The organism is Sphaerospermopsis sp. FACHB-1194 (assembly GCF_014696235.1).
Taxonomy (GTDB): Bacteria; Cyanobacteriota; Cyanobacteriia; order Cyanobacteriales; family Nostocaceae; genus Sphaerospermopsis; species Sphaerospermopsis kisseleviana.
In genome coordinates this window covers 1-24,609 of the sequence record NZ_JACJPU010000064.1, presented here as the reverse complement: position 1 = coordinate 24,609, position 24,609 = coordinate 1, and the positions used below count along the sequence as shown (strand labels likewise).

Annotated in this window: 21 protein-coding genes; 3 read left to right on the top strand and 18 right to left on the bottom strand. The window is 36.1% G+C overall.

Annotated features, from left to right (window positions below; translation table 11 throughout):
- Window positions 1-270: 270 nt before the first annotated feature.
- The 14 genes from H6F45_RS23915 to H6F45_RS23845 all read right to left on the bottom strand — a co-directional run bounded on the left by H6F45_RS23915 (window position 271) and on the right by H6F45_RS23845 (window position 16,579).
- Window positions 271-552: a hypothetical protein gene (locus H6F45_RS23915; RefSeq protein WP_096566966.1), complete on the bottom strand. Its 282-nt coding sequence runs from the start codon at window positions 550-552 to the stop codon at window positions 271-273.
- Window positions 553-560: 8 nt separating this feature from the next.
- Window positions 561-1,007 (bottom strand): VOC family protein, encoded by a 447-nt coding sequence (locus H6F45_RS23910; protein ID WP_190348578.1) that lies wholly within the window; start codon window positions 1,005-1,007, stop codon window positions 561-563.
- An 89-nt stretch (window positions 1,008-1,096) separates the two neighbouring features.
- Complete coding sequence (locus H6F45_RS23905) at window positions 1,097-4,306, bottom strand: tetratricopeptide repeat protein (RefSeq protein ID WP_190348577.1); 3,210 nt, start codon at window positions 4,304-4,306, stop codon at window positions 1,097-1,099.
- 95 nt (window positions 4,307-4,401) lie between these two features.
- Complete coding sequence (locus H6F45_RS23900; RefSeq protein WP_190348576.1) at window positions 4,402-8,133, bottom strand: glycosyltransferase; 3,732 nt, start codon at window positions 8,131-8,133, stop codon at window positions 4,402-4,404.
- A 42-nt stretch (window positions 8,134-8,175) separates the two neighbouring features.
- Entirely contained in the window at window positions 8,176-9,381 is a 1,206-nt protein-coding gene (locus tag H6F45_RS23895) for a DegT/DnrJ/EryC1/StrS family aminotransferase (protein WP_190348575.1), read from the bottom strand.
- Window positions 9,382-9,432: 51 nt separating this feature from the next.
- Window positions 9,433-10,386, bottom strand: a complete 954-nt coding sequence (locus H6F45_RS23890; protein WP_190348574.1) for an SDR family NAD(P)-dependent oxidoreductase — start codon at window positions 10,384-10,386, stop codon at window positions 9,433-9,435.
- Window positions 10,383-11,060 carry an acyltransferase gene (locus tag H6F45_RS23885; RefSeq protein ID WP_190348573.1) on the bottom strand — a complete coding sequence of 226 codons (678 nt, stop codon included), beginning with the start codon at window positions 11,058-11,060 and terminating at the stop codon, window positions 10,383-10,385. Before H6F45_RS23885 ends, H6F45_RS23890 begins: the two co-directional genes overlap by 4 nt.
- Before the next feature lie 7 nt (window positions 11,061-11,067).
- Window positions 11,068-12,150 carry a DegT/DnrJ/EryC1/StrS family aminotransferase gene (locus H6F45_RS23880; protein WP_190348572.1) on the bottom strand — a complete coding sequence of 361 codons (1,083 nt, stop codon included), beginning with the start codon at window positions 12,148-12,150 and terminating at the stop codon, window positions 11,068-11,070.
- 10 nt (window positions 12,151-12,160) lie between these two features.
- Window positions 12,161-13,195, bottom strand: a complete 1,035-nt coding sequence (locus H6F45_RS23875) for a Gfo/Idh/MocA family oxidoreductase (RefSeq protein ID WP_190348571.1) — start codon at window positions 13,193-13,195, stop codon at window positions 12,161-12,163.
- Window positions 13,192-13,851 carry a DapH/DapD/GlmU-related protein gene (locus tag H6F45_RS23870; protein WP_347237793.1) on the bottom strand — a complete coding sequence of 220 codons (660 nt, stop codon included), beginning with the start codon at window positions 13,849-13,851 and terminating at the stop codon, window positions 13,192-13,194. The genes H6F45_RS23875 and H6F45_RS23870 overlap by 4 nt, the downstream gene beginning before the upstream one ends.
- Before the next feature lie 29 nt (window positions 13,852-13,880).
- On the bottom strand, window positions 13,881-14,348 hold the full coding sequence (locus H6F45_RS23860) for a DUF29 domain-containing protein (protein WP_190348570.1): 468 nt from the start codon (window positions 14,346-14,348) through the stop codon (window positions 13,881-13,883).
- A 520-nt stretch (window positions 14,349-14,868) separates the two neighbouring features.
- Window positions 14,869-15,273, bottom strand: coding sequence for a tetratricopeptide repeat protein (locus tag H6F45_RS23855; protein ID WP_190348569.1), 405 nt, complete (start codon window positions 15,271-15,273; stop codon window positions 14,869-14,871).
- 161 nt (window positions 15,274-15,434) lie between these two features.
- On the bottom strand, window positions 15,435-15,887 hold the full coding sequence (locus H6F45_RS23850; RefSeq protein ID WP_137667259.1) for a TEK-like protein: 453 nt from the start codon (window positions 15,885-15,887) through the stop codon (window positions 15,435-15,437).
- Between the two features lie 239 nt (window positions 15,888-16,126).
- The gene (locus H6F45_RS23845; RefSeq protein ID WP_190348568.1) at window positions 16,127-16,579 is read right to left on the bottom strand and encodes a TEK-like protein; all 453 of its coding nucleotides are present in this window, start codon (window positions 16,577-16,579) and stop codon (window positions 16,127-16,129) included.
- A gap of 1,219 nt (window positions 16,580-17,798) precedes the next feature.
- Here H6F45_RS23845 and H6F45_RS23840 point away from each other — a divergent pair.
- The gene (locus H6F45_RS23840) at window positions 17,799-18,158 is read left to right on the top strand and encodes a hypothetical protein (RefSeq protein WP_190348567.1); all 360 of its coding nucleotides are present in this window, start codon (window positions 17,799-17,801) and stop codon (window positions 18,156-18,158) included.
- On the top strand, window positions 18,070-21,138 hold the full coding sequence (locus tag H6F45_RS23835; protein WP_190348566.1) for a hypothetical protein: 3,069 nt from the start codon (window positions 18,070-18,072) through the stop codon (window positions 21,136-21,138). The genes H6F45_RS23840 and H6F45_RS23835 overlap by 89 nt, the downstream gene beginning before the upstream one ends.
- A 262-nt stretch (window positions 21,139-21,400) precedes the next feature.
- Here the strand turns inward: H6F45_RS23835 and H6F45_RS23830 are convergent, their stop codons facing one another.
- Window positions 21,401-21,991 (bottom strand): hypothetical protein, encoded by a 591-nt coding sequence (locus H6F45_RS23830; protein WP_190348565.1) that lies wholly within the window; start codon window positions 21,989-21,991, stop codon window positions 21,401-21,403.
- Here H6F45_RS23830 and H6F45_RS23825 point away from each other — a divergent pair.
- A complete protein-coding gene (locus H6F45_RS23825) occupies window positions 21,984-22,175 on the top strand; it encodes a hypothetical protein (RefSeq protein WP_347237792.1) in 192 nt (63 codons plus the stop codon). The genes H6F45_RS23830 and H6F45_RS23825 overlap by 8 nt on opposite strands.
- Before the next feature lie 22 nt (window positions 22,176-22,197).
- Here H6F45_RS23825 and H6F45_RS23820 read toward each other — a convergent pair whose 3' ends face one another.
- The 3 genes from H6F45_RS23820 to H6F45_RS23810 form a co-directional block, all read right to left on the bottom strand.
- Window positions 22,198-22,416 (bottom strand): DegT/DnrJ/EryC1/StrS family aminotransferase, encoded by a 219-nt coding sequence (locus H6F45_RS23820; protein ID WP_190348564.1) that lies wholly within the window; start codon window positions 22,414-22,416, stop codon window positions 22,198-22,200.
- 3 nt (window positions 22,417-22,419) lie between these two features.
- Entirely contained in the window at window positions 22,420-23,661 is a 1,242-nt protein-coding gene (gene argJ, locus H6F45_RS23815; protein WP_096572626.1) for a bifunctional ornithine acetyltransferase/N-acetylglutamate synthase, read from the bottom strand.
- A 718-nt stretch (window positions 23,662-24,379) separates the two neighbouring features.
- The coding region (locus H6F45_RS23810) for a hypothetical protein (RefSeq protein ID WP_190348563.1) at window positions 24,380-24,609 on the bottom strand (230 nt) is incomplete at its 5' end.

The following is a 24,609-nucleotide window of genomic DNA, read 5'->3' as shown; positions in this document are numbered from 1 at the left end:
CCTAAATAGGGTTTGCTGAATAAACCTAAAACCTTGATATATCAAAGGTTAGAGGCTGATAAACACAGAAATTAGTGCAAGGGTTTTGAAGGGTATACCGGAAAAAGTGTGCATTTTTTGGGATTTCAAGAGATGGCAAAGAAATTTTCCAATCTCCTCCTGACTCCTGACTCCTGACTCCTGACTCCTATGCCCTCACAGAAAGACTTTCTCAGCAACCCCTAAATAATTCGTTGGGTTGCGATATCGCTTAACCCAACCTACAGTCATTTATAACATTTGCGGAATAAAACTAGCTTTTTTCGCTGCACTATCCCACACTATCCAGTTAATTTTATCATCCAAATCAACTGCATTATCTGTCACCTTAAAATACAGCTTTCCTTGTCCTTTGACTTCCACAGCAAAATCATAATTTTGAGCATAGGTGACAATAAAACCCTTATTTTGTAAACAATATTTTGCCCAATTTTTTAAAGATTGTTTATAGGGTTCATGGGGTATGGGTGGGTTAGTAATTACGTCATTGATAACTTTTAAAACTTTTTCCATGTTTCTATTTAATGAGGATCACAACGAATTTCTATCATAAACCCATCGGGGTCATAAAAATACACCCCTCTACCTGTAGGACGGGTAAGGGGTCCATAAGCTATGACTAAATTATTTTCTCGGATTACCGATACAGCTTGATCAAAGAATTGGGGATCAATATCAAATGCTAAATGATATGCTCTAGTAAAAGATTTACTGGGATCGGGGTCTGGTGGTAATAATTCTGGTTCTCCAAATAAGTCTAATATTGTTCCATCGGGGGTGATAAAATTAGCAACTTTGCCTTCAGCAACGAGTTGTTTTAATGTTTCGGGAATTTCTTCGCCTGTGAGTTCGTGTAATCCTAAAATATGTCCATAAAAATGGCGTGATGCTTGCATATCGGCAACTTTTAAAGCAATATGATGGATTTTGCGTAGGTAGCCGGTGGGAATGGTTTTTTGTTCATTCATGGGTTTTTAATTTAGAGGTTGTTTGGAAAGTTTTTTATTGTCATCAATGACACTGATTGATCCCCCCAACCCCCCTTAAATAGAGCTGATCAAAGTTTTAAATTGCTTCTAATTTCAATATTATCTGGTTCTATTAACAGCGCACACCGATAATATTTTTCAGCCTGATCAGTTAATTCTTGTTCTTCTAACAGTGTACCTAATGCTTGATAAGTTGCAGCCGAAGAACGATTAATAGCCAGGGCTTGCAAATAAGCTGGAATAGCATTTTCTACATCATCTAATTTTTGATAAGCTAAACCTAAATAATAGTAAGCCTGAGCATCATCAGGATGATTTTCCAGATACTGTTGATAATAATTAATAGCGTCAGCAGGTTCTAAATCAACAGGAAAAGCAGAATTAATAGGAGAATTTTGGCTGTTAGCTGCTGTAGATTCTTGTTGAATATAAATTTGCCACATTTGGCGATAAGCTACTTCTAAACTGCCGGCTATGTTTTTCACATCCAACAGAGGAGAAGAAGAAAGTCTTTCCCGCATCGTTGAACGTAAAGATTGCAGATAATCTGGATTTTGGGCTAATTCTACTGCCTTCTGCACATACTCTACACCACTATGGGTAATGAAATCATCTAAACCAATACCATGCAAAATACTGGCACTCATTCTTTCCATTTTCCGAGTACCTGCTAAAGTCACCGTCGGTACTCCCATCCATAAAGCTTCACAAGTTGTAGTACATCCTGTATAGGGTATACTATCCAAATGTAAATCAACTTGATTATAAAGATTTAGGTGGTCTTCATCAGTAGCATATCCACCATATAAAAAGATACGTTTCGGATCTATACCCTGTTCTACAAAAGGAGTTTGAATTTTTTCCGCCACCAAAGGACTAAATACATCAGAACTGTGGCATTTTAACACCAAGCGAGAGTTAGGAACTGCTTTGAGAATTTCAATCCACAAAGCAAAAGTTTCTGGTGTGAGTTTACGTAAATTATTAAAAGATGCAAAAGTGAAAACACCCGTTTTTCCATAAGGAAGTTCAGTCATTTCAGGTGCATCTTTCAGAGGTTCATAACTAACATAACAACGAGGTAAACGCCAGATAGTTTCGCTGGTTTTTTCCTGGGTATCATGGGGATGGAGAACTTGATCAGTAATCCAATAGTCAATGCTTGATAAACCAGTGGTAGCAAAATAACCTAAATAAGTTGCTTGAATCGGTGCAGGTTTCATCCCCAAAACCATCATCCGATTGTTTGCTGTATGTCCAGCCAAATCAATTAAAATATCTATGCGATCTGTTTGAATTAACTCCGCTACCTGCAAATCAGAAAGACCAACTGTAGAACGCCAAGCATCACAAATATCTATAATTTCATCGGTGATTGCATCAGGATAATTCACTTCTCCATAGCAGAAAACCTCAAACTGGGTACGATCATGGTGTTGGAGAATAGGTTTAATAAATGCACTGACTGAATGTCTACGGAAATCAGGGGAAATATAACCAATGCGTAAACGACGGTTGGGAGTTTTATCATTTCTATGGTTTGTCAGATTTGGCAACCATTGATTAACTACTTGTTGCTGATACCACAATTGAGCAGAATCTAATATTTGTTGGGGTGTAAAACTGGTGAGGGAACTTAAATTAAACAGAAAACAAGAATGCAGTTTAGGATTATTGGGATTAATTTTTAATGCTTCATTTAATAGATTAATGCACTCTGACAATTTTCCTTGTTCACCAGCAATAAATCCTAAAATTTCATAAGTTTCGGCATGATCAGGATCTATTTCCAGGATCTTTTGGAAACATTCTTGAGCTAAATCAATTTGTCCGGTTTTATAATAAACATAACCTAAATTTTTGAGTGCATCAATGTAATTAGGATCAGTTTTTAAAGCTTGGCGATAAGCTGATATAGATTCTGAATAGTGTTTTTGATTTTGTAAAACACAACCAATATTATAATGACCCAAAACACAATCTGGATCTAAATCTATTACAGATTGAAAACATTGTTTAGCTTGTTCCAATTTGCCTTCACTCACCAATATTGCACCAGTGTCGTTAATTTCTTCTGTCAGTTGAGGTAACAGTTCTAACTCTTTCTCAGTTAGAAGATTTTGAATAAAATCCGCACCTTCTCCTTTGTGCCAAAGTAAAGCTAAATTGAATTTAGCACCTTGATGTTCCGGTTCTAGTTGCAAGACTTGGGAAAATTTATCTATCCCTTGGCTAAAATCCTTTTGACGTTTAAAAATCAATCCTAAACGATAGTGAGCTTTAGTATAATGGGGATTAATGGTAATAGCATGAGTATAATTATCAATAGCTTTTTCCCACTCATCCTGTTCTTCATAAATAAAGCCCAAATTATAGTGAGATTTTGCTAACTGAGGTTGAATACTCAGAGCGCGTAAATACCATTTTTCCGATGCTTGTAAGTCATTTTTGATTAAGACTGTTCCTAGCAAATGACAAACTTCCGCCGCTTCCTGCAAACACTCCCTTGCAGTTAATGTGGTAACAAGATGTTTATCAATAGATTCATAAAACTGTTCCCGCAGTTCGGTCTTCAAATTGCGAATTTGACTGACAATTTTATCAATTTGTATGATTAAAGATTCTAATTGAATTGATTGTAAATGTTGTTCTAATCTTTGAGATAAACTAGACTCTGTTTCATAATCAAATTTCAGTAATAATGGACTGAGTAAGGTTTCAATTAGTAAGCATTGTTGAGAATCAAGAATTTTTTGCCATTCCTCTGTATTCTGTTTCTCTATAGGATGCTGTTTTAATAATTGTGCAATTTCAATTTCCGTTAATTCAATTTCCAAATATATTCCTAAACTGGCAATTTCTAGATGTGGTTGTTTAAGTAATTTCTCTTGAGAAATTAATAAAGTTTTATTGACATCATTACAGTATTTTTCTAGGCATTGTTGCCAAAGATGAAGGAAATGAGATTCAAAAGTTTCTTTCTTTTTAGGAGTATGAATAGCAGCAGCTAGAATTTGACGAGGGTCTTGATATAGATAAATATTCTGAGCTTGACCTTGATTGATTTTTTCTACTGCTGAATCAGAAAGAATTTGATATTGGATTAGTGTTGGTAGTTTTGGTTCTCCTATGATTTTAAAATAAGCGTCAATTTCCGCCGCAGTATTACAAGCAGTCCCTTGAATATTTATTTTACCAGTCTGGGTGAGCAGGGCTTGACAAAGTTTGTGAGATAAACTCCTCAAATCATTACTAATTCCACCGCAAAAAATCATCATAGATACAAAACCAGTCCTGTAGTTTGCAAACAATCAGTTAAAAACAATCAGTTAAAAAACAATCAGTTAAAAACAATCAGTTAAAAAACAATCAGTTAAAATTGTTGATTGTCTAAATTATCAAGTTGGTAAGATGTCAAGTTTTCCAGTTGCACTTGTTCCAGTGCTTGTTGGTCTTCGTTGTTCAAAACAATTCTAGCACTCAGTTGAGGTAACAGAGATTCCCACTGCATAGGCGATAATTTACCGACTAGGGAAATTTCTAATCCTGCTGTTTCTTCCTCATCTTGGTTACACAAATTATCCATGAATGCTTGTGTAAATTGGCTAGGAAAATTACTGGCGTTGATAAGTAAGGTAATATTGTCACTATCAGGATGTTCTTCTAAAGCGGTAATGACGTTGATCAAGTCTTGATAAATAGATTGTTCTGATTGTGTGGGTTCTGGGAAGATGATTAAGTTAATATCTCTCAGACGTAGGTTTTGTTTAAGGCTTTCTGTTAAGAGAATAGATAGTTGATAATTTAAACTTTCAACTTCACATGATTGCAATTGATTTATTGGCAATTGTTCTAGTGTTTGTTGATCTTCCTGTGTTAAAACAATTCTAGCAGTCAGTTGAGGTAACAGAGATTCCCACTGCATAGGCGATAATTTACCGACTAGGGAAATTTCTAATCCTGCTGTTTCTTCCTCATCTTGCGTACACAAATTATCCATGAATGCTTGTGTAAATTGGCTAGGAAAATTACTGGCGTTGATGAGTAAGGTAATATTGTCACTATGAGGATGTTCTTCTAAAGCGGTAATGACGTTGATCAAGTCTTGATAAATAGATTGTTCTGGTTGTGTGGGATCGGGGAAGATGATTAAGTTAATATCTCTAAGTTTTAATGACAAGAGAGTTGCATTTATCAATGCTGAACTTACTTTGTCTGCCATTTTTGTCCAGGAAAACTTTTGCGCCTGGGCTAAACCTGCTGTAATTAATGATGCGCGTAAATTATGATTCTGCACTGAAGTTAAAGCATTGGCCATTGCATCCACATCATTCTCCTTGACATATATAGCGGCTTCTCCCGCTACTTCTGGCATTGAACTATTATGACAAGTAATTACAGGACAACCACAAGCCATTGCTTCTACTATGGGCATTCCAAAACCTTCATATTTAGAAGGATAAACTAGAGCTACTGCACCAGAGTAAGCTATTGCTAATTCTTCATCACTGAGTCGTAATTGATGTACAGCACTGCCAGAGGTATAATCTCTCAATTCTGGTGGAAACACTCCACCAAAACCAGTAAAAATAATATCAAATTCGTAGCTGTTGGGGAGTTTTGAGAAAGCTTTTAAGAATAAAATCTGATTCTTATAATCAGCTAAATTACCTGCTAATAAAAAGTATGGTTTATTGATGCCATATCTATGTTTAAATGTATTGATTTGTAGTGGGTTGGCTGGTGAAAAGGTATTGCTAACTCCACAATGGGCAACGGTAATAGATTCTACAGCTATATTTGGAAAATATCTAGATAAATCACGGGCTGTATTTTGAGAAATGGCTATATATGCAGATGCGTGTTTTATAGCGTGATGTTTTTCCCGCCACATTGGTTCATTTAAGTTAGCTCCTAATACTTCTGGTATCATGTCATAAGCCATAAATACAGATGGTGTTGTAATTGGCGTGGTGTAGTATGAAGAAATAAATAAGTCTGCTCCTTCTTCATTGCAAATTTGCTGGAGCATCTGTTTATCTGCTGCTGTATTGTTGTAATCGTAAGGGGGAATGGTACGATAACGAATACCATTGATTTTAGGTGCAGTATTAGCACGATCTAAGACTAAAATATGATTAGCAAATTCAGTATTTGCCCATTCTTGTAGCAGGGATCTCCAGACTCTAGCAATTCCTGTTTTAAGTAGTTGGAAGAATACCCCATCTATGAGAATGATTGGTGGTTTTAGTTCAGTAATATTTACCGATTCATTAACATTCAATGCAGAATTTTTTGCTAGTATCTGACTAACAACCTGATTAAAGTCATGGGATAGAAGAGATTGTTTTTCAGATGATGGTAATTTACCACTAATAACTGCTTCAAACAAATTTTCAGGGAGATTTTTGTTTGTAGTTAAAAGATGCAAAGAATTTCCATCAGTATATAATTTTAAGTTATATTTTTCCGCTAAAACCTCTAAGGATTTCCTGGTATAAATAGATATATGTTGACCTTCATGGGGAGTATAATACCACCATTGATCAGGTTGAGGATTATTTTCCGGTAATAAAGATGTGCTAAATAAAATGTTAGGAGCTAATTTCAGCATTTCCTCCAATTCTTGCAGAGGATAAGTAAAATGTTCAAATAACTCAAATGCTGTTACTAATAATAAATCGGATTTAATATTTTCCGTTAATTCAAAACCTGTTGCAAAAAGATTTTTACAGAATTTATCATACCAGTAGAAGTTAAATCCTTGGTCTCGCATTAATCTTACCAAAAGACCATAACCACCACCATAATCTAAAAATTTGGCTTCATGATCAAAATAATTAAATAGTAATTTAGCAGCAATATTTGCCATCATATTATTACGATAGACTAAACCAACATCACTGTTGGTTATTGCTTCTGAATAAGCTTCATTTAACCAGTAAGGATGTTCTGTTTGGACAAATCCACAATTTGAACACTGAAAATAATCAACATCATATTTCTGAAGTATTTTTGCTGTAGAGAAATAATGAGAATCTGAACCACAAACTTTACAAGTCTGTGATTTTGTTTGCGTGTAAGATAATGTTAATTGTGACAGGTTAGATGAGATATTGGTATTTTTTAGTTCAGGAAGAATTTGATATTCAATTTTTTCACCATCTTGGACAAATTTAATAATTTGTTGGATTCTTTTTTCTATTGTATGATATTGTAATATTTTTTCTCTAGCTTGTTTAGTGATTTTTTCTAAGTCAAATAAATTATTAAGATTTTGGACGGTATGTAATAATTTGGAAAAGTTTGTAATATCATAAGGGATGTAATCTTCGTACTCAACAAATAAACTGCTACATATAGGCTGAGATTCTAGTCTGTATTGTAATAATGTTGTTCCACAAGACATTGCTTCAAAAACTCTTTGTGTATAACCTCCCATATTAGTAGGTAGATTAATTACTGAATAAAAATTGTTGTACAGATTGACTAATACATCTGGTGAATTATGAGTTTCAATCCATCCATTAACAAATACTACTGCTCGTGCTGCTAGTAACTGTTGCAATAGTTCTCTTCTTTGATCATATACACCGGGGATATTAAAATTTGTAATCTGTCCAAAGAAGAACATTTGTTTTGGGCGTTCTTGAATAGGTAATTTGACTTTAAAGCTTTGTTCATCAACACAGACTGGAGCAAAACAAATGTTATTTTGATTATTAAAAAAACTCAAGTCTCTTTCGTCAGAACAAATAAAATAGTCAAAACATAACCTAGCACTTGAAGATTTCTCAATTGTATTAGGGAATTTAGCATTAATTATGGTTTCCCAGCAAAGACAAACAGTAGTTTGTTTGAGACTTTGCCAAAAATCTCGTTTTTGAGGTTCATCATGTAGAAAAGGTAAATAATGATCTCCTCCTATTAATATAACCAGATCACTTTTACTTTTTTTTAGTTCTTGAAATACTATTTCATAAGTTGACTCATTTACAAAAAATGCTTGTCCTAACAATTTCATTCTTTCTAAGGTTTGCACCCATCCTTTACTAATATTCCAAGGATAGGAAAAGGAATCGAGATAAATTAAGTCTATTTTCATAAAGTTTTCTCCTAATTTGTTATGTATGATATAAGTTTCATTTTATAAATTCTGCACAATCCGTTTTAGATTTTCAGATGTTTTTTGTTGTTCTTGTAGTAACATATCTGGAAAAAGAGGCAAAATAAGAGATTTATCTTGAGATTGTTGACTAAATTCTAACTGTTTACATTCTGCTTTAACACAATCACAGGAATTATACTTTATGCTACACTGCCAAGTTAAACTCTGATAAGATTCTTCCCTATGGGCGCACATTATACCTCTTCTTGTAGCAATTCCTTGATCTAATAATTTTTGCATGACCTCCACTTGATCAATATGGTCAGCTAATTTAATACAATAACTTTGCCAATTAGTTTTTGCCCATAGTGGTTCTGTTGGCAGTTCTACTCCAGAAACATCAGACAATAATTCCTGATACTTTTCCGCTAGTTGCCGTCTTCTAAAAATTATTTCTGGTAATTTCTTCAATTGTTCCCGCCCGACTGCTGCCTGAATATCAGTCATTCTGTAGTTATAGCCTAAAACTGGATAAGTTTCAAATATAACTTGTTTTGAGCCATGACGCACGGTATCTGGTACACTCATGCCATGTTGTCGCCATAACCTGAATTTTTTGTCCCATTCAGGATTAGAAGTGGTTAGCATCCCACCATCACCAGTGGTAATTACTTTGCGGGGATGAAAGGAAAAACAGGCAATATCTCCATGAGGTTTACCGATTTTTTCCCATTCTCCCTCCCATAATATCTCACTGCCGATCGCACAAGCCGCATCTTCAATCACGGGTAAGGAATGTTTTTTGGCAATATCTAAAATTGCTTTTAAATCACAAGGCATTCCCATTTGATGGACTACTAAAATTGCCTTGGTGCGATCGCTGATTACTGGTTCAATTAAATCAGGATTAATATTATAGGTTTGGGGTTCAATATCTACGAATACGGGAATAGCATTACAGTAGCGAATACTATTAGCTGTGGCAATAAAAGAATGAGATACGGTAATTACTTCGTCACCAGGTTGAACACCAACAGCCAATAAAGCCAAATGTAATGCAGTGGTGCAACTGGAAACAGCGCAAGCGTGTTTTGCCCCCACATATTCGGCGAATTCTTCTTCAAAAGCTTTGACTTGTGGACCTTGTGTAACCCAGCCGGATAAAATGGCTTGACTGGCAGCTTGGGCTTCTTCTTCGCCCAGAAAAGGTTTAGCAATAGGGATAAAAGATGATTTTTCATTCATACTAAATTCTTGTGTCCATAAACATTTTTATCAGCATATAAACTTTATTTTTCATGAAATGTTTTTTGTCTTTTTCCACCAATCAACTAGTCGGGTTAAACCTTCTTCTAGAGAAATCTCTGCTTTAAATCCTAGTAATTTCTCAGCTTTGCTTGTATCAGCTAATCTTCTTTTTACAGGATTAACTTTTCTTTCGCCTGTATATTCGGGGGTTAAGTCAGATTTCATTACTTTTAAAAGGCTAAATGCCAAATCATTCAAGCTGGTTTCTATACCACTAGCAATATTAAATACCTCATCAGTTACATCACTTTGAGCAGCTAAAATATTAGCTCTGGCAATATCTTCTACTGAAACGAAGTCCATTGTTTGTAACCCATCACCAAAAATCAGAGGTGGTTTTCCCTCGATAATACGATCCATCCACCTCACTAGAACTTCTGTATACACCCCATAAATATCCATTCTTGATCCATAAACATTGAAATAACGTAAGGCAATATAATCTAATCCGTACATTTCATTAAAACTGCGTAACATACCTTCATTAAAGGTTTTGGCAGCACCATAAAAAGTGCGGTTATTATAAGGATGATGGGATTCCGTAGTAGGAAATTCTTCTGCGAGTCCGAGAACTGAGGCTGAAGATGCTGCTATAACTTTTTTAACCTTTGCTTTTACGGCTGCTTCTAAAACATTATAAGTACCATCTACTAATACTTCTAATGCTAATCTTGGATCTTCAGCACACTGAGTAATACGAATTGCTGCTTGATGAAAAAGAATATCCACACCGGGTATGATTTCGTTGAGTAGTTTCTGATCTCTAATATCTCCTGCGATGATTTTGACATTCCCATTAGCGATCGCCCATTCTAAATTAGCTTTAGTACCCCTGACAAAATTATCAAGAATAACTATTTCCGAAACTCCTTGTTTAACTAATTGATCGGCAATATGAGAACCAACCAACCCTGCACCACCAGTGATTAAAACTTTTTTCATGATTCCTTTCTCCAACGTAAAAATCTAGCAGGTACACCAGCTACAATTGCCATAGGGGGAACATCTTTCGTTACTACTGCTCCTGCACCTACTATGCTACCTTCACCGACCGTTATTCCTGGAAGAATTACTGCATTCATTCCTATATCAGCACCCATAGAAATTTTCACTTGTTTTATTTCTAAATCTGTTTGAATAATCGGTACATCTATAGGTACACCAGTATGTGTTGAACCTAAAATTTTTGCTCCTGGACCCCAACCGACATAATCTTCTATTATCAAATTACGAGCATCAAAATAACTACCTGGACCTATCCAAACATGATTACCAATTAGGCACTTGCCATCAAATCTGCCTTGTATATAGGTTTGATTTCCAATAAAAACACCATTACCTATTTCAAAAGTTTCTGGATGATTAAAACGTACTTCACTACTAATAATAACATTATTACCTATTTTTTTAGTTAAAGCTTTCCACAATACCCTTCTCATAAGAGTATCAAATTGACCATCTGGAATAATAAATCTTTCATATAAGTTGATTAAGTGTTCTTTGGGGAACGAAGCCTGTAAGTATTGTGCTAGTTCTTTCTCAAAATTAGGATCTTCTTGAATTTGTTTTAATCCGTGCTGTGCTTTAACAATTTTATTGTTTAAATCCTCACTCATACAAAACTTAAAATACTCCTGCAATATAGTTAAGAGATGAATCACTTAATTCTGCATACATAGGCAAAGATAACTCCTCATTCGCGGCTGATTCACTATAAGGAAAATCACCTAATTTATAACCTAAATCAGCATAACCTTTCTGCAAATGAACAGGAATAGGATAATGAATACCTGTTTGCACCCCCTTATCCATTAATTGTTTTTGTAAAATATCCCTATCAGGAGATCGCACCGCATAAATATGATAAACATGACGACTATAAGGCATTTCTACAGGAGTTTTTAACCCAGAATTTGCTAGTAATTCATTATAAACTTGAGCGTGACTTCTCCTAGCTTGTGTCCAGGTTTCTAAATGGCGTAACTTAACCCTTAATATAGCCCCTTGTATTCCTTCCATACGGTAATTATAGGCATGGAGGTCATGGTAATATCTTTTTTCTTGTCCCCAATCCCTTAACATTTTAATAGTATGGGCATACTCAGGGTTATTGGTGGTGACAATTCCTGCTTCACCATAAGCTCCTAAATTTTTACCTGGGTAGAAACTAAAACAACCTAAATCACCAAGACTACCGACCCTTTTGCCTTTATATTCAGCACCATGAGCTTGAGCCGCATCTTCAATTACTTTCAGATTATACTTTTTAGCTATAGCGAGAATAGAGTCCATATCCGCAGGTTGTCCATATAGATGAACAGGAAGTATGGCTTTAGTTCGTTCAGTAATAGCGGACTCAATCTGGTTAACATCTATAGTATAAGAAATGGGATCAATATCTACAAAAACAGGTTTAGCTCCTGTATAACAAATAGCCGCCACTGTCGCCACAAAGGTAAAAGGTACGGTGATAACTTCATCACCAGCACCAATTCCCAAAGCTGATAAGGCTAAGTGTAAAGCACTTGTACCAGAATTCACCCCAATACCATAATCAGCACCACAGTAAGCTGCAAACTCAGTTTCAAAGGCTTGTACTTCTTCCCCTAATATAAATTGGCTTGTTTCCAAAACTTTAGAAATAGCCTGGTTAATTTCGTCTTTTATATTTGCATACTGTGTTTTTAAATCTACAAATGGAATCATAGTTTTACTTCTATGGTGATACTTCTGCTTTTGTCCAGTTCAATGGCACTAATTTACCCTGGTGTTTCATAGACTCAGTAGCAGCTTCCAGAATTTTTACTACTCGTAACCCAGCTTTACCATCAGTCAAGGGGCGATCGCCTGTTTTAATACAATTAATAAAGTGTGATGCCACTCTATTTAGAGCTTCTGTCATATCTAACTTCGGCGACCACATATCACCTGTACGATAGTTAATTAGCATTTTATACAGATTATCTTGATCATTATTGACCGTAATCCCTTTGTCATATAACTTTACCTTTTCACTAGGTTCTACATCATCATAGACAATCATTTTTTGACTACCACCAATTAGTGTACGCCTAACTTTTACAGGAGCCAGCCAATTAACGTGCAAATGGGCAATTAATTGCTCATTAAAAAACAAAGTTATATAGGCTATATTTTCAGGTTCTCCACTTACATGACTTATACCTGTAGCCGATACAGCACAAGGCTTGGAAGGCAATACATAATCCATAATTGATAAGTCATGTACTGCCAAATCCCAGATTACATTTACATCATGCTGAAATAACCCCAGATTGACTCTTGCTGCATCATAATAATAAATATTACCCAATGTATTATTTTCTGTAAGCTCACGTATTTTACGAATTGCACCTGTATAAACAAAGGTATGATCTACCATCAGAACTAGATTACGTTTATCGGCTTCAGCAATTAATCGTAATGCTTGTTCAGAACTTGCCGTTATAGGTTTTTCTATTAAAACGTGCTTTCCAGCCTGTAGAGATTGAATAGCTATATCAAAGTGTGCTGATACTGGAGTAGCAATAGCTATGGCATCAATTCGATCATCATTAATTAAATCTTGATAGTCTGATGTCACACCAATAGTAGGGTAACGGGATTGGACTTGAGCTAATCTTTCTGCTCGAAAATCACTAACAGCAATTATTTGGGATTCTGGTATTTCATAAAAGTTACGCACCAGATTCGGACCCCAATAGCCATAACCAACTACACCAATTCCTATCATGACTCACGCTCCCGCACATCACCTGTTACTTTAGCAGGTACACCCATAGCGATCGCGTATTCAGGTACATCTTTTGTAACTACTGCTCCAGCAGCAACCATCGCTCCTTCACCTATTGTTACTCCACACATAATTACTGCTCCGCTACCTATAGATGCTCCGCGTTTGACTTTCACTGGAGTTACATCCCAATCAGCTTCTGTTTTCAAATTACCGTTGCTTGTGGCTCTAGGATAACGATCATTTATGAACATTACACCATGACCAATCAGAACTTCATCCTCAATTTCGACTCCTTCACAAAGAAAACTATGGGAAGAAATTTTACAACGATCACCCACAATTACACCTTTTTGTATTTCTACAAAAGCACCGATCTTAGTATCATCGCCAATCTTACATCCGTAAAGATTAACCAATTCAGGATGATGGATAATGACATTATTCCCTAGCATTACATCTGATGAAATTGCCATAATAATTCTCGTTGCTATACCTTCAGTTACACCCACATTCATCATCATTCTATAACTGTTACGGGCTGCAAATTTTTCTCCCACTCTCGTAACTATAGGTATTTCCATCCATAATGATTCTAAGGTTGTGGTTGCACCGTTGTAGGGATAGGTATCTAAAACGACATCAGCTTTAGCAATGTCTTACAGATGCACATAATCAACTTATTTTATGTATTAGCAAACCAATGATCATCTAAAAATTTTTCAAGAGTAGCGATCGCTTCTTCTGGAAAAGTATTCAAGGGAAGTTGAGAATGCTGACTAGCTAATTCTCTTCCATCATTGTAACATAATTCTAACTTCATTTCTAAGTGATTTTTTAAGCTAGGACTATCTGCTAATAATCTTTTGATTTGCTTGCGAAAATTAGTTATTTCTCTTTGCCAATGTCCTCTATTTCTTTCATTTTCTCCTTGCCAATATTGTAAAATTAGTAAATGTTCAATCAATTTCATTAACAAACTTTCTATTTTTCGTTTATCCCTTTTACTTAAATCTAAAACTTCCTCAATTAAATTATCCCAATCTAAAGAATCTAAATCTCGATTTTCTAACTGTTTAACCGTCTCTAATACCCAAAGATTATAGTCGGCATCATATAAATTTTTAATTTTGTTTTTTAACTCTGCTCTCATATTTTTCTCCTTGATGGTTAATTACTAGGTGATCATGAGCATTTGTTTTAAATACATTTTAAATTATGATCTAACTTTTCTGTTAATTTATTTTTTAATTTTGTCATAAGTATCATCTTGACTTATTTAACCTTAGTTAAAGATTAACATAATTTTCTCTGTTTTGAACAAACTTTCGGATCTGGCTAGTCATAAAACTTAACTTTTCTGGCTCAAGTCCTGGATAAACTCTAACCCAAAAACTATTATTTAATAATAAACTTTTGAGAAACATTACCAATTACCTATTTAGGGTTTGCTGAATAAACCTAAAACCTTGATATATCAAAGGTTAGAGGCTGATAAACACAGAAATTAGTGCAAGGGTTTTGAAGGGTATACCGGAAAAAGTGTGCATTTTTTGGGATTTCAAGAGATGGCAAAGAAATTTTCAAATCTCCTCCTGACTCCTGACTCCTGACTCCTGACTCCTATGCCCTCACGGAAAGACTTTCTCAGCAACCCCTATTTAGCAAGTTGATTATTTTCCTGTGTTTTTTTTCTTCACTTCAGCCAACACCATTTTATAATCCTGCCGATCAGGATACAACTGAACCAGTCTCTCTATAAGTGCGATCGCTCTTTCATATTCTCCCAACTTTACCCGGATAATAGATAACTTTTCTAATGCTACTTGGTTATTCGGTTCTCGTTGTAAAACTGATTCATAACCCTGTGCCTGTTTTTGCAATTGCGTTGTCACTGACTCAGTAGCGGATTGCTGAGGTTGCTGTTTCGCCGATGATAGTGATGATAATAACGTACTGATACCCCCAAAAGCAATAGAACCGAAAAATGAAACTATGGAAACTATTGTTAAAATTCGTTTACGTTTTTCAATTTGTTTACTACGTTTGGCAAAGTATTCTTTTTCAGAAATGGTCATATATTTTAAGATATTTTAAGAATGGTGATTAACATTAAAATATTCTTAGCCTCACGCCCCGGTTATTTGCTAGTTGTGAAAATTAGTGAAACTGGGCTGATAAAACCTCCCTCATATCAAGAGAGAGGTATTTTCATAAATTGGTTAATTTCCCAACATTGTTAGTCTAGAGCAGATGAACCACCACTCTGCCATGATTTCACAATGCCAATAATGTCACCAAAACGACGATGAATAATGGCAGCATCAATGGCACGAGCGATCGCCCCTTGAATGGAATTATCTGTATAATTAACAGTTCCAGCATTCAAATTTCCCCTGGTAATTGTCACCTGACTGGAATCATGGCCTACAGCACCATAATGAATTGTTAATGTCAGTTGACCACTAGGCCCAATAGAATTTGGCGGAAATACAACTTCTGATGCAAAACTGCTAGTTGTACCATTGGATAAAACGCTCGTCACTGCCGCAGAAACTCTAGATTGGGAATCAAAACCGATAAACTGAGCCTGAGCAGATTTATCTGCAATCAATGAGGTGACAACTGCTCCCCCCACCAATAAAAATTGAACAACAGATATTTTTAACGTTTGCGTAAAGTTGGTGTTCATGGTTGGGACACTCTAGTTGTTGACTATCCCAACCTTTCCCAACTTGTATTTTCCCATCTGGAGAAAAGATCGCAGACATTAACTCAAATTCAGCATAAAATCAGGTCATCCCCCGGTTGACCTACAGGGGATGAACTGTAGGATATAGTGCCGTAATTTTCCTGCATTATGTCCCATCAAGGTGGTTGACGATTCCTGCTTTCCCCTTTTAGTAGTAGGAATCGCTAACCTTCCTTAAATTAGTCTAATGCCGCAGAACCGCCACTTTGCCAAGATTTAACGATACCGATAACGTCGCCATAAAGACTAAGATTCTTAGCAGCATCAATCGCACGAGCAGTAGCAGCTTCAACTGTGGTTGGTGCATAAGTAACACTAGGCGCATTTATGTTTGCACTTGTAATCGCTAACTGGCTTACATCAGCACCGATAGTAGCGTAATTGACAGTAACTGTAGCCGCACCTGTGGAGACGTAATCACCTTGTGGAAATACGACTTCCGCAGCAAAGCTGTTAGTGACACCGTTAGTTAAAACACTGGTGACAGCAGCAGATACTCTAGACTGGGAATCAGCACCGACGAATTGAGCTTTAGCTGGTTCAGCAGCGATAAATGAACCGGTAACTGCGCCACCTGCTAACAGAGATGCAATAGCAGCAGCTTTCGATGTCTTATTAGATTTAGCTTTCATGATTTGTACACTCCTGGTTTTTTTTTACTCAAAAAATCTATGAATCTATCAACTACCAAAACTTTGCCTTATTCTTGATTTAAGAATTGCTTTTTTTTGGGACTTGTGAAATTCAGACACTTCTTCTAACAGGATAAAACCAAGACCTATTTAGTCATAGATCCTGATATACAGCACGTTGCATCTATGTGAAATACAATGCTTGATACTGTACGGAATTGACGTTAGATACTTGGGGGTATTGAGCAAGGATTTACATTTAATACAGTACACTGTTATTTTCACCTTTGTCAACGTGAAAATACTGAAATTTGAACATTTTTTTGATGTAACTTCACTTAAAAAAAACTATAGCATTTCTTAATAATACCGATTAAAGGTATAATCTAATTCTCAGTTTTTTATCATACCAACTAAGGTTGTGATAGTTCAAATAGGTTGCAAAAGTAAGGTTTTGACGCTTTGAGTAAATAGTTTTAACGAGGATTTATTTAAGTAATTGTTCGTTCAATTGTGTACTTACGTAATATGATTTTTATACTTTATTGATTCCCGTGAAAAAAATCTGTATTTACATCACTATAATAATTGGACAACAAATTGGTATAATTAAAATCAACAACGGTTATTAGCTGTTGTTTTAAAAGTTTTGGATGATGATTTTAGAGACTTGCTGTGATATCCCCTAATTCCCCTTAATTATCTGTGAAAACAAGATCTGGAAGACAAGGAGGTATTCTAGACAAGAAAGATTTTATACGAAAAATGTACTTCGGCTTCGCTCAATACAAGGTCTGTTGAACGTCAGTTTTTATTACTGATCGTACATTATTTTTACGGTTTTCCTTTCTGGTCCACTGTCCTTCTTTGTCCCCCAATTCTTGCCGTCACGACAATGTAAATACTTAGTAAAATACCAACCCTTGTGAGCCTTAATTAGGGGGAAAATAAAGTCAAAATCCCCCTTTTTCAGAGGAGGATCTGAAGATATTAGATACACCATGAGATAGTTTTCAAACATCCTCTTTGGCGTAATTTGATTTAATTCGACTTCGCTTAGTACAAATTGCTCAGTATAGGCTTTAACAATCTCAGTAGGGCTTGATGAATAAGGACATGATGAATAAGGACAAAAGCAAGATATATCAAGGGTTACAGGTTAATAAAGAAACAAATTAGTGCAAGGGTTTTGAAGAATAGATCAAAAAAACTGTGCATTTTGGGGCTGAGAAATCAAAAAATTGGCGGATCACAGATAACTGAAACTGTCACCAGTCACCAGTCACCAGTCACCAGTCCCCAGTCACCAGTCACCAGTCCCCAGTCCCCAGTCACCAGTCACCAGTCCCCAGTCACCAGTCACCAGTCACCAGTCACCAGTCACCAGTCACCAGTCACCAGTCACCAGTCTTCACACAAAGACTTTATCAGCAACACCTCAGTACAAGTCCTGCCCGCAAGAGTTATACAAATTAAATGCAGAATAGTCCATGGAGAGAAAAAACATTTTCTGGAATGCTGGAATTTTCTTAACTTTGTCAACAGTGGCACTGTTACCAATCAAAGCTATTGCCACTGAGGAGGAAAAGGTTAATGAGCTTCCAAATGTTGATTTAGACGAACCAACCCCTACAGAAGAAAATTTGTCGGTAGAAATCTCTACTTACAAAGAGAATAACAATTCTTCGGCACTATCTAACTATGAAACTAAAGTAGTTACTAATGATTACCATAATAAAAATATAGATACACAATATTCTATTAGTTCTGATTTATCTAATTTAAATCTAATTAAACGTGACCTTGTAATACCAGCAAACAATTTACTCGCACAAGCGATTAATAATCAAAATCAAGCACAATTGAATCCACTTGAGCCAAATGTGCCTGTAATTCCCAAAGAATTACCCTCTGTACCTATTCCAGAGGAGACACCAGAACAAAAACCAGAACAAAAACCAGAAGATGAATCACAATTAACACCAGAAGAAAATAAAAAAATATTGAGAACCTTGATGCGTAACTTGTTAGATAACAGTGCATCAAGATATCCATTTTTGGTAAATACAAGTGATAAACTAATTATTGATCCTCGAAATTTTCAACATTTAAAATTTGATTTTTATTCTCAATTCAGTTTTGACTTAGATAAATTTACAGCAGGTAATCGTTTCCAGGAAGGAGAATTTAATGATCTTACTATTAAATCAGCGAATATTTCTTATTATCCCGATGATGAACAATTTTATTGGGTATTGGATGGCAACCGAGTAGTGATTGAAACTGAAGGTAGGCATTTCAATGTTGGTTATCAAGGTCGTTCTAATCAACAAAAAATTAGACAAATTGGAAAAGTGTCTACAGTGTTTTCGGGAATGCAATCAGTATTTGGACTTCCTATTGTTCTTCAAGATTTAGTTGGGAATATCAATTTCAATGATGTGAATATTATTAGCGGTGCTGGGGAAATTGTCTTACCACCGGGAGCTAGTTTAGCTGATAATGCCAGTTTTAATTTTAATATAACCCGATCTGATGGTAGTTTTATTCAAAAATTTATTCCCATAAATGATACCCGCAAAGCAACCACAAATGCACTTGAGGGAGGAGGTTCTTTATTTAGTAATTTAGATGCTACCAATGCACTCAGATTTTTACAATTTTTTCCCACTGTCAATTTACAACCTTTATTAAATAATGGTGTGAAGTTGGAAATTGGCAGTATTATACCCCGGGAAAATTTAGAAGCTGCGGGACTCACATTAGGTGATTTTTTCACTAAAGAGGGATATGCTTTTAACGCTCCGATTAGTTCTTCTCCGGGAATTAAAACTTTACAACTTGATCAAAGTGATAACAATGATATTGTGGCAGTTCTCACCAATCCTTTTTTAACTAGGGAACAAAGAGATTTTCATTATCTTAATTCTTTGATGTGGTATAACTTGGGTCAACAAAATCCTGAAATTGCCACTTTAAATATCATAGAACCTCAAAATCTAGATTGGTATAGATATACTTTAAGTTGGTCACATAACCGAACTTTACTGCATTATGATCCAGAAAAAATTAAATTAAATTATTTAAATGTTTTTGCTAATCCTGGGTTATCTATAACTACAAATCAATGGAAAAATACTGATTTTAATCAAACTAAAAACGCTAGTTTAGGTTTAATATTTGGTAGCGTATTTAATGTTATTAATCCCGGTAATTTGAATGAAACTATTAGTGAAGCTAAAAAGAAATATAATAATTTGCAACCGTTAGCTACTTTAAATACAAAAGCTACATCTCAACAACGTAGACAGATGAACCAACGGTTAAATGATACTCTTAATTATGGAAATACTAATAGCAATCTTTCCCAAGTTTCAGGAAGTTATACTTTTGCTAGTAATATTACTCCAGACAGTTCATTATTATTGCAATTGAGAACAGGTCTTTATAAAAGAAGTGTGCAGTTTATGGAACAAACAATAGAACCTTGGACTCCTGAAACTCCTGTAGTAATAGATTTTGTCCGTCCTATTGATTTGGGTCCAATACTTTATACTGGAGTTAATATCCCCACAAATTTAACTCAAATTAATGCACCGGAAACCTTTGAAGTTACTTTCATTCGTGGTGAAACTTCCGATGGAAAAGTTTTATTTGATCAATCTTATGTATTTAATAATTTAGCTAATCTGTTTACTGCTGTTCCTTTCTTGGGTCCGGGAAAAATTTATGATTCATATTTTGGACGGATAAAACTGAGTACGTTTCGACAAAGAGATATCCAAACATCTTCTTATGCTGGAAATCTTTTTTTACCAGCAGTTGAACTAACAGCGTCTGGAAGTATTAATAATTTTAGTTATGCTTTATCTGCGGGAACATGGTTTAATTTATTTCCCGATTCTGCACCGATGATTGATAATAATTTAGGTAAATTAATTCCTAATATTACAGAGGAAAGTTCCATAGGAGGAATGTTGAAATTTGCAGCTAAGGTTGATTTTACGAATATATTTTATGATGAAAAGAAGCAATGGCACACGATTATAGCTAATTCACCATTTTTTTCATTAAGTTATAACACTAATCATAATAGTTTGAATTTATCTGGTATTTCTTTAGGGCATATATTTCAGTTTGTCAAACCAGATTTTAATATCACTGTTTATCCGGTGTTTAGTTATACCCCACAAATGCTCAATTCTAATGTTAAATCTGGTAACTTTGGCAATATTGGTACTTTTTTTCTATTCAACTTTTCCCATAACGTAGGGTTTAATGTTAATGGTTCTATTTCTTTTGGTAATCCATCTTACTACCAAATTGAAGCTACTTATGATATGATTAGAGATCAAGAAATAGGAACTTTTACTATTGGTCCTTACTATACAAATTATTCTCTGGCTACTGTGAGAGGATTTGAAAGTCAAGCAGAAGATCCTCACAATGGAATGATATTTCGCTATAAAAGTCCTAATTCTGGTTTGGTAATTAATTCTAGGTTAGGTCATAATGATTTTGGTTTTAGAGGGCAATTGAATATGGAATTTAATTTCTAGAAGGATATTAAGAAGTTCAAGAAGTCAGGAGAATGGCTTCGCCACGCTTACTTCGACAGGCTCAGTACAAGTCGCGAACGAGGAGTCAGGAGATCGAGGATATCAAGGAGTTTTTTGTATTTTGAAACGAGGTAAAAACCAACAAAGTCCAAGGTTTTTCTACTCATAACCTGAAACCCTTGGTAGGGACAATTTATGAATTGTCCCTACATCTTTTTCGGAGAGGTCTATTGATGGAAAAATTAATCAAATCAACCAAAAATTAGTCTAAAACTGGTAATGGGAAGGAGAGATTAACAGTGTTGATCAGAGAACCAAGAGAAGGAATGTCAGTTGTGGTGACATTAAAATTGACATCTGCAACAGGAACAATCTTTGTAGAGGGTAAAACTACATTAATAGTAGATACTGTTGTAGTTGCAGGGGGAATAGGAAGATTAGCAGGGGGAATATTAATTGTGGTACTTCCTCTTCCTGTACTAATCTGATTTGGATTACTGTCTTCCTTGATAGCAGAAACAAAGCTAGGGCGTGTATTATTTGCTGTACCATTGACCTCAATAACTGATGGTATTGTGATTTGAGCGGCTTTGGGAACTGGTACAGTAGGTGTAGATGGAGTTACATTGGGAATTGTGACAGTTGGTTTTGGGATGTTAGGTTTTGGGATGTTAATTGATGGTTTAACAACAGAGATATTTGGTGCTGTTATGGTAGGAATATTGATCGTGGGGATAGATTGAGCTTGGGCAGTTTCAGATATGAAAGCTGTGAGTATGAAAGTTAAGATTAAGCCCTTCACTTCAAGATGAGCAATAGGTTTGATTTTGATTGTCTTGATTTTGATTGTCATTGATTTTCATCCTCTATTTCCAGATATTGATTTATTCTCATGTCGATTACCAATTACCAATTACCAATTACCAATTACCAATTACCAATTACCAATTACCAATTACCAATTACCAATTACCAATGTTTTTGATGATATCACTCGTCTAGCTTCGTATATTAGAGGTTGTTTGGAAAGTTTTTAAGTTAGCGAAAGTTAGCAAATGATTAACTAGCTAATTTCCCTTGATAAAGGCTTCCCAAAGCATCACAGTTATCTTCTATTAACCATAAATCATGTTTTTGGGCAAATTCCACAATTTCCTTTAAATCCCAGTCCCCAGTCCCCAGTCCCCAGTCCCCAGTCCCCAGTCCCCAGTCCCCAGTCCCCAGTCCCCAGTCCCCAGTCCCCAGTCCCCTATCCTCACGAAAAGACTTTTTCCGCAAACTTTAAGTTGTATATTCGGCGTTAATTTTCACGTAGTCATAACTCAGATCACAACCCCAAGCTGTACCTGTTCCGTGGCCATGACCGACACTAACGGAAATTAATACTGTATCTTCTTGGAGATAAGCACCTGCGGACGTTTGTTTCAAATAAGCATTAACAGCAGCTTTATCAAAAGGTAAAGGTTGGCCATTTTCCATGAGTACAAAATCACCGATTTTAATTTTCAGGTTGTCTTGTTCAAAGGGTACTCCTGCACGGCCAGCAGCACCAGCGATCCTTCCCCAGTTGGGATCTCGTCCAAAGATTGCAGATTTAACTAAGGACGATCCAGCAATGGTTTTGGCTATTTGTCGCGCTGCGGTTTCGTCGTTTGCACCGGTGACTTGCACTTCTACCAAACAAGTTGCACCTTCTCCATCACGGGCGATCGCCTTAGCTAAATGTTGACAGACTGCGGTTAACATTGCTTCTAATTTTTCCGCTTCTGGTCCGGTTTCTGTAATCGCAGGGGTACGAGATGCACCGTTAGCTAAGGCTATTAAACTATCATTGGTGCTAGTATCACCATCAACTGTAATCGAATTAAAACTTCTATCAGCAGCCCGTGTTAACATTTGTTGCCATAATGTAGATGATACTGCCGCATCACAGGTAACAAATGCCAACATGGTGGCCATATTAGGATGAATCATCCCCGAACCTTTAGCAATACCACCAATTCGCACCGGGCGATCGCCTATAGTGGTTTCTAAAGCAATGGATTTTGTTACCAAATCTGTGGTTATAATAGCTCCTGCGGCAGCATCCGATCCAGTTTCGGAAAGTTCTGCAACTAACTTAGGTATCCCATTTCGCAAAGCATCCATTTTAATTCTTTGACCTATTACCCCAGTGGAAGCGAGTAAAATTGATTCTGGGGAAATGTTCAACTCTTTCGCTAACAAGTCTGCACTTTCTAACGCATCCTTCACCCCTTGACTACCTGTAGCGGCGTTAGCTTGACCGGCATTACACAGTATAGCTCTAGTGGTATGCTTGCTTTGTAAACGTTGACGACAATAATCTACACAAGCGGCTTTCACATGACTCGTGGTAAATACACCAGCAGCGATCGCATCTACATCTGATAATATTAACGCTAAATCCGGCAATCCCGAAGGTTTCAACCCAGCTTTAATACCTGCTGCTTTATATCCCCTGGGTGCTGTCACACCACCTGTAATTTCTTTCCAGTCTGTCATAATTTTGGATTTTATATCATGTCCGTTTGAATTGTTATCATATCTGTTTGGATAGGAACAGGGAACAGGGAATAGGGAATAGGGAATAGGGAATAGGGAATAGGGAATAGGGAATAGGGAATAGGGAATAGGGAATAGGAAAAAAGCTATTTTCAGGTAAATGAACCACATCTTGATTCAAGTTTCGCACAAAGACACAAAGGAGCAAAGGCGCAAAGTCAGAAAGAAATTAATTTAGAGTCTGGTCTAAACAGTTTTATGATTAAGCTGTTGTGCATTTAATTTGTATAAGTGGAACAGGCATCTTGCCTGTTAAACAAGAGTTCAGAATATTAGGATCATACAATTTAGCTGTGTAACAGCTTAATTGATGTCCTAACTACTCTGTCTACGACTATATAAAGCCTGAGAGCGTTTATTTCGTTAGATCAACATAAATTTACACATTAGACCTCTCCAAAATAGAATCTATTAATTTGTCATAAGTTGTAGGGGCGAAGCTTATGGGTGATAATTTGACGAAAAAATCAGACATCTAGATATCCCATAAGCTTCGCCCTGCCCCCATAAATAGGTTCCATAATTTCTTTTCTGGAAAAGTCTAATTGGGATGCTCCATTATTCTTTCTTGCTGATGGCTGAATACTGATAGCTGAATACTTGCAATCAAACTAAAAAAGAGAGCCATTGAATAGCTCTCCAAATCATCAGGATGCATCTACTGATCACAGTATAACATTTTTACCGTGAGGGGTGAAACCCCTTTCTGAGATTTTTTTGAGGAAATTTCGCAAAAAGGGGACTGGGGACTGGTGACTGGGGACTGGTGACTGGTGACTGGGGACTGGGGACTGGGGACTGGGGACTGGGGACTGGGGACTGGGGACTGGGGACTGGGGACTGGAGACTGGGGACTAGTGACTGGGGACTGGGGACTGGTGACTGGTG

Coding starts and splice junctions, on each gene's coding strand:
- H6F45_RS23885 (WP_190348573.1), bottom strand. CDS start 11,060: ATGAGTGAGGATTTAAACAATAAAATTGTTAAAGCACAGCACGGATTA.
- H6F45_RS23880 (WP_190348572.1), bottom strand. CDS start 12,150: ATGATTCCATTTGTAGATTTAAAAACACAGTATGCAAATATAAAAGAC.
- H6F45_RS23905 (WP_190348577.1), bottom strand. CDS start 4,306: ATGATGATTTTTTGCGGTGGAATTAGTAATGATTTGAGGAGTTTATCT.
- H6F45_RS23830 (WP_190348565.1), bottom strand. CDS start 21,991: ATGACAATCAAAATCAAGACAATCAAAATCAAACCTATTGCTCATCTT.
- H6F45_RS23835 (WP_190348566.1), top strand. CDS start 18,070: ATGGAGAGAAAAAACATTTTCTGGAATGCTGGAATTTTCTTAACTTTG.
- H6F45_RS23850 (WP_137667259.1), bottom strand. CDS start 15,887: ATGAACACCAACTTTACGCAAACGTTAAAAATATCTGTTGTTCAATTT.
- argJ (WP_096572626.1), bottom strand. CDS start 23,661: ATGACAGACTGGAAAGAAATTACAGGTGGTGTGACAGCACCCAGGGGA.
- H6F45_RS23910 (WP_190348578.1), bottom strand. CDS start 1,007: ATGAATGAACAAAAAACCATTCCCACCGGCTACCTACGCAAAATCCAT.
- H6F45_RS23855 (WP_190348569.1), bottom strand. CDS start 15,273: ATGACCATTTCTGAAAAAGAATACTTTGCCAAACGTAGTAAACAAATT.
- H6F45_RS23860 (WP_190348570.1), bottom strand. CDS start 14,348: ATGAGAGCAGAGTTAAAAAACAAAATTAAAAATTTATATGATGCCGAC.
- H6F45_RS23895 (WP_190348575.1), bottom strand. CDS start 9,381: ATGAATGAAAAATCATCTTTTATCCCTATTGCTAAACCTTTTCTGGGC.
- H6F45_RS23890 (WP_190348574.1), bottom strand. CDS start 10,386: ATGAAAAAAGTTTTAATCACTGGTGGTGCAGGGTTGGTTGGTTCTCAT.
- H6F45_RS23900 (WP_190348576.1), bottom strand. CDS start 8,133: ATGAAAATAGACTTAATTTATCTCGATTCCTTTTCCTATCCTTGGAAT.
- H6F45_RS23875 (WP_190348571.1), bottom strand. CDS start 13,195: ATGATAGGAATTGGTGTAGTTGGTTATGGCTATTGGGGTCCGAATCTG.
- H6F45_RS23845 (WP_190348568.1), bottom strand. CDS start 16,579: ATGAAAGCTAAATCTAATAAGACATCGAAAGCTGCTGCTATTGCATCT.
- H6F45_RS23915 (WP_096566966.1), bottom strand. CDS start 552: ATGGAAAAAGTTTTAAAAGTTATCAATGACGTAATTACTAACCCACCC.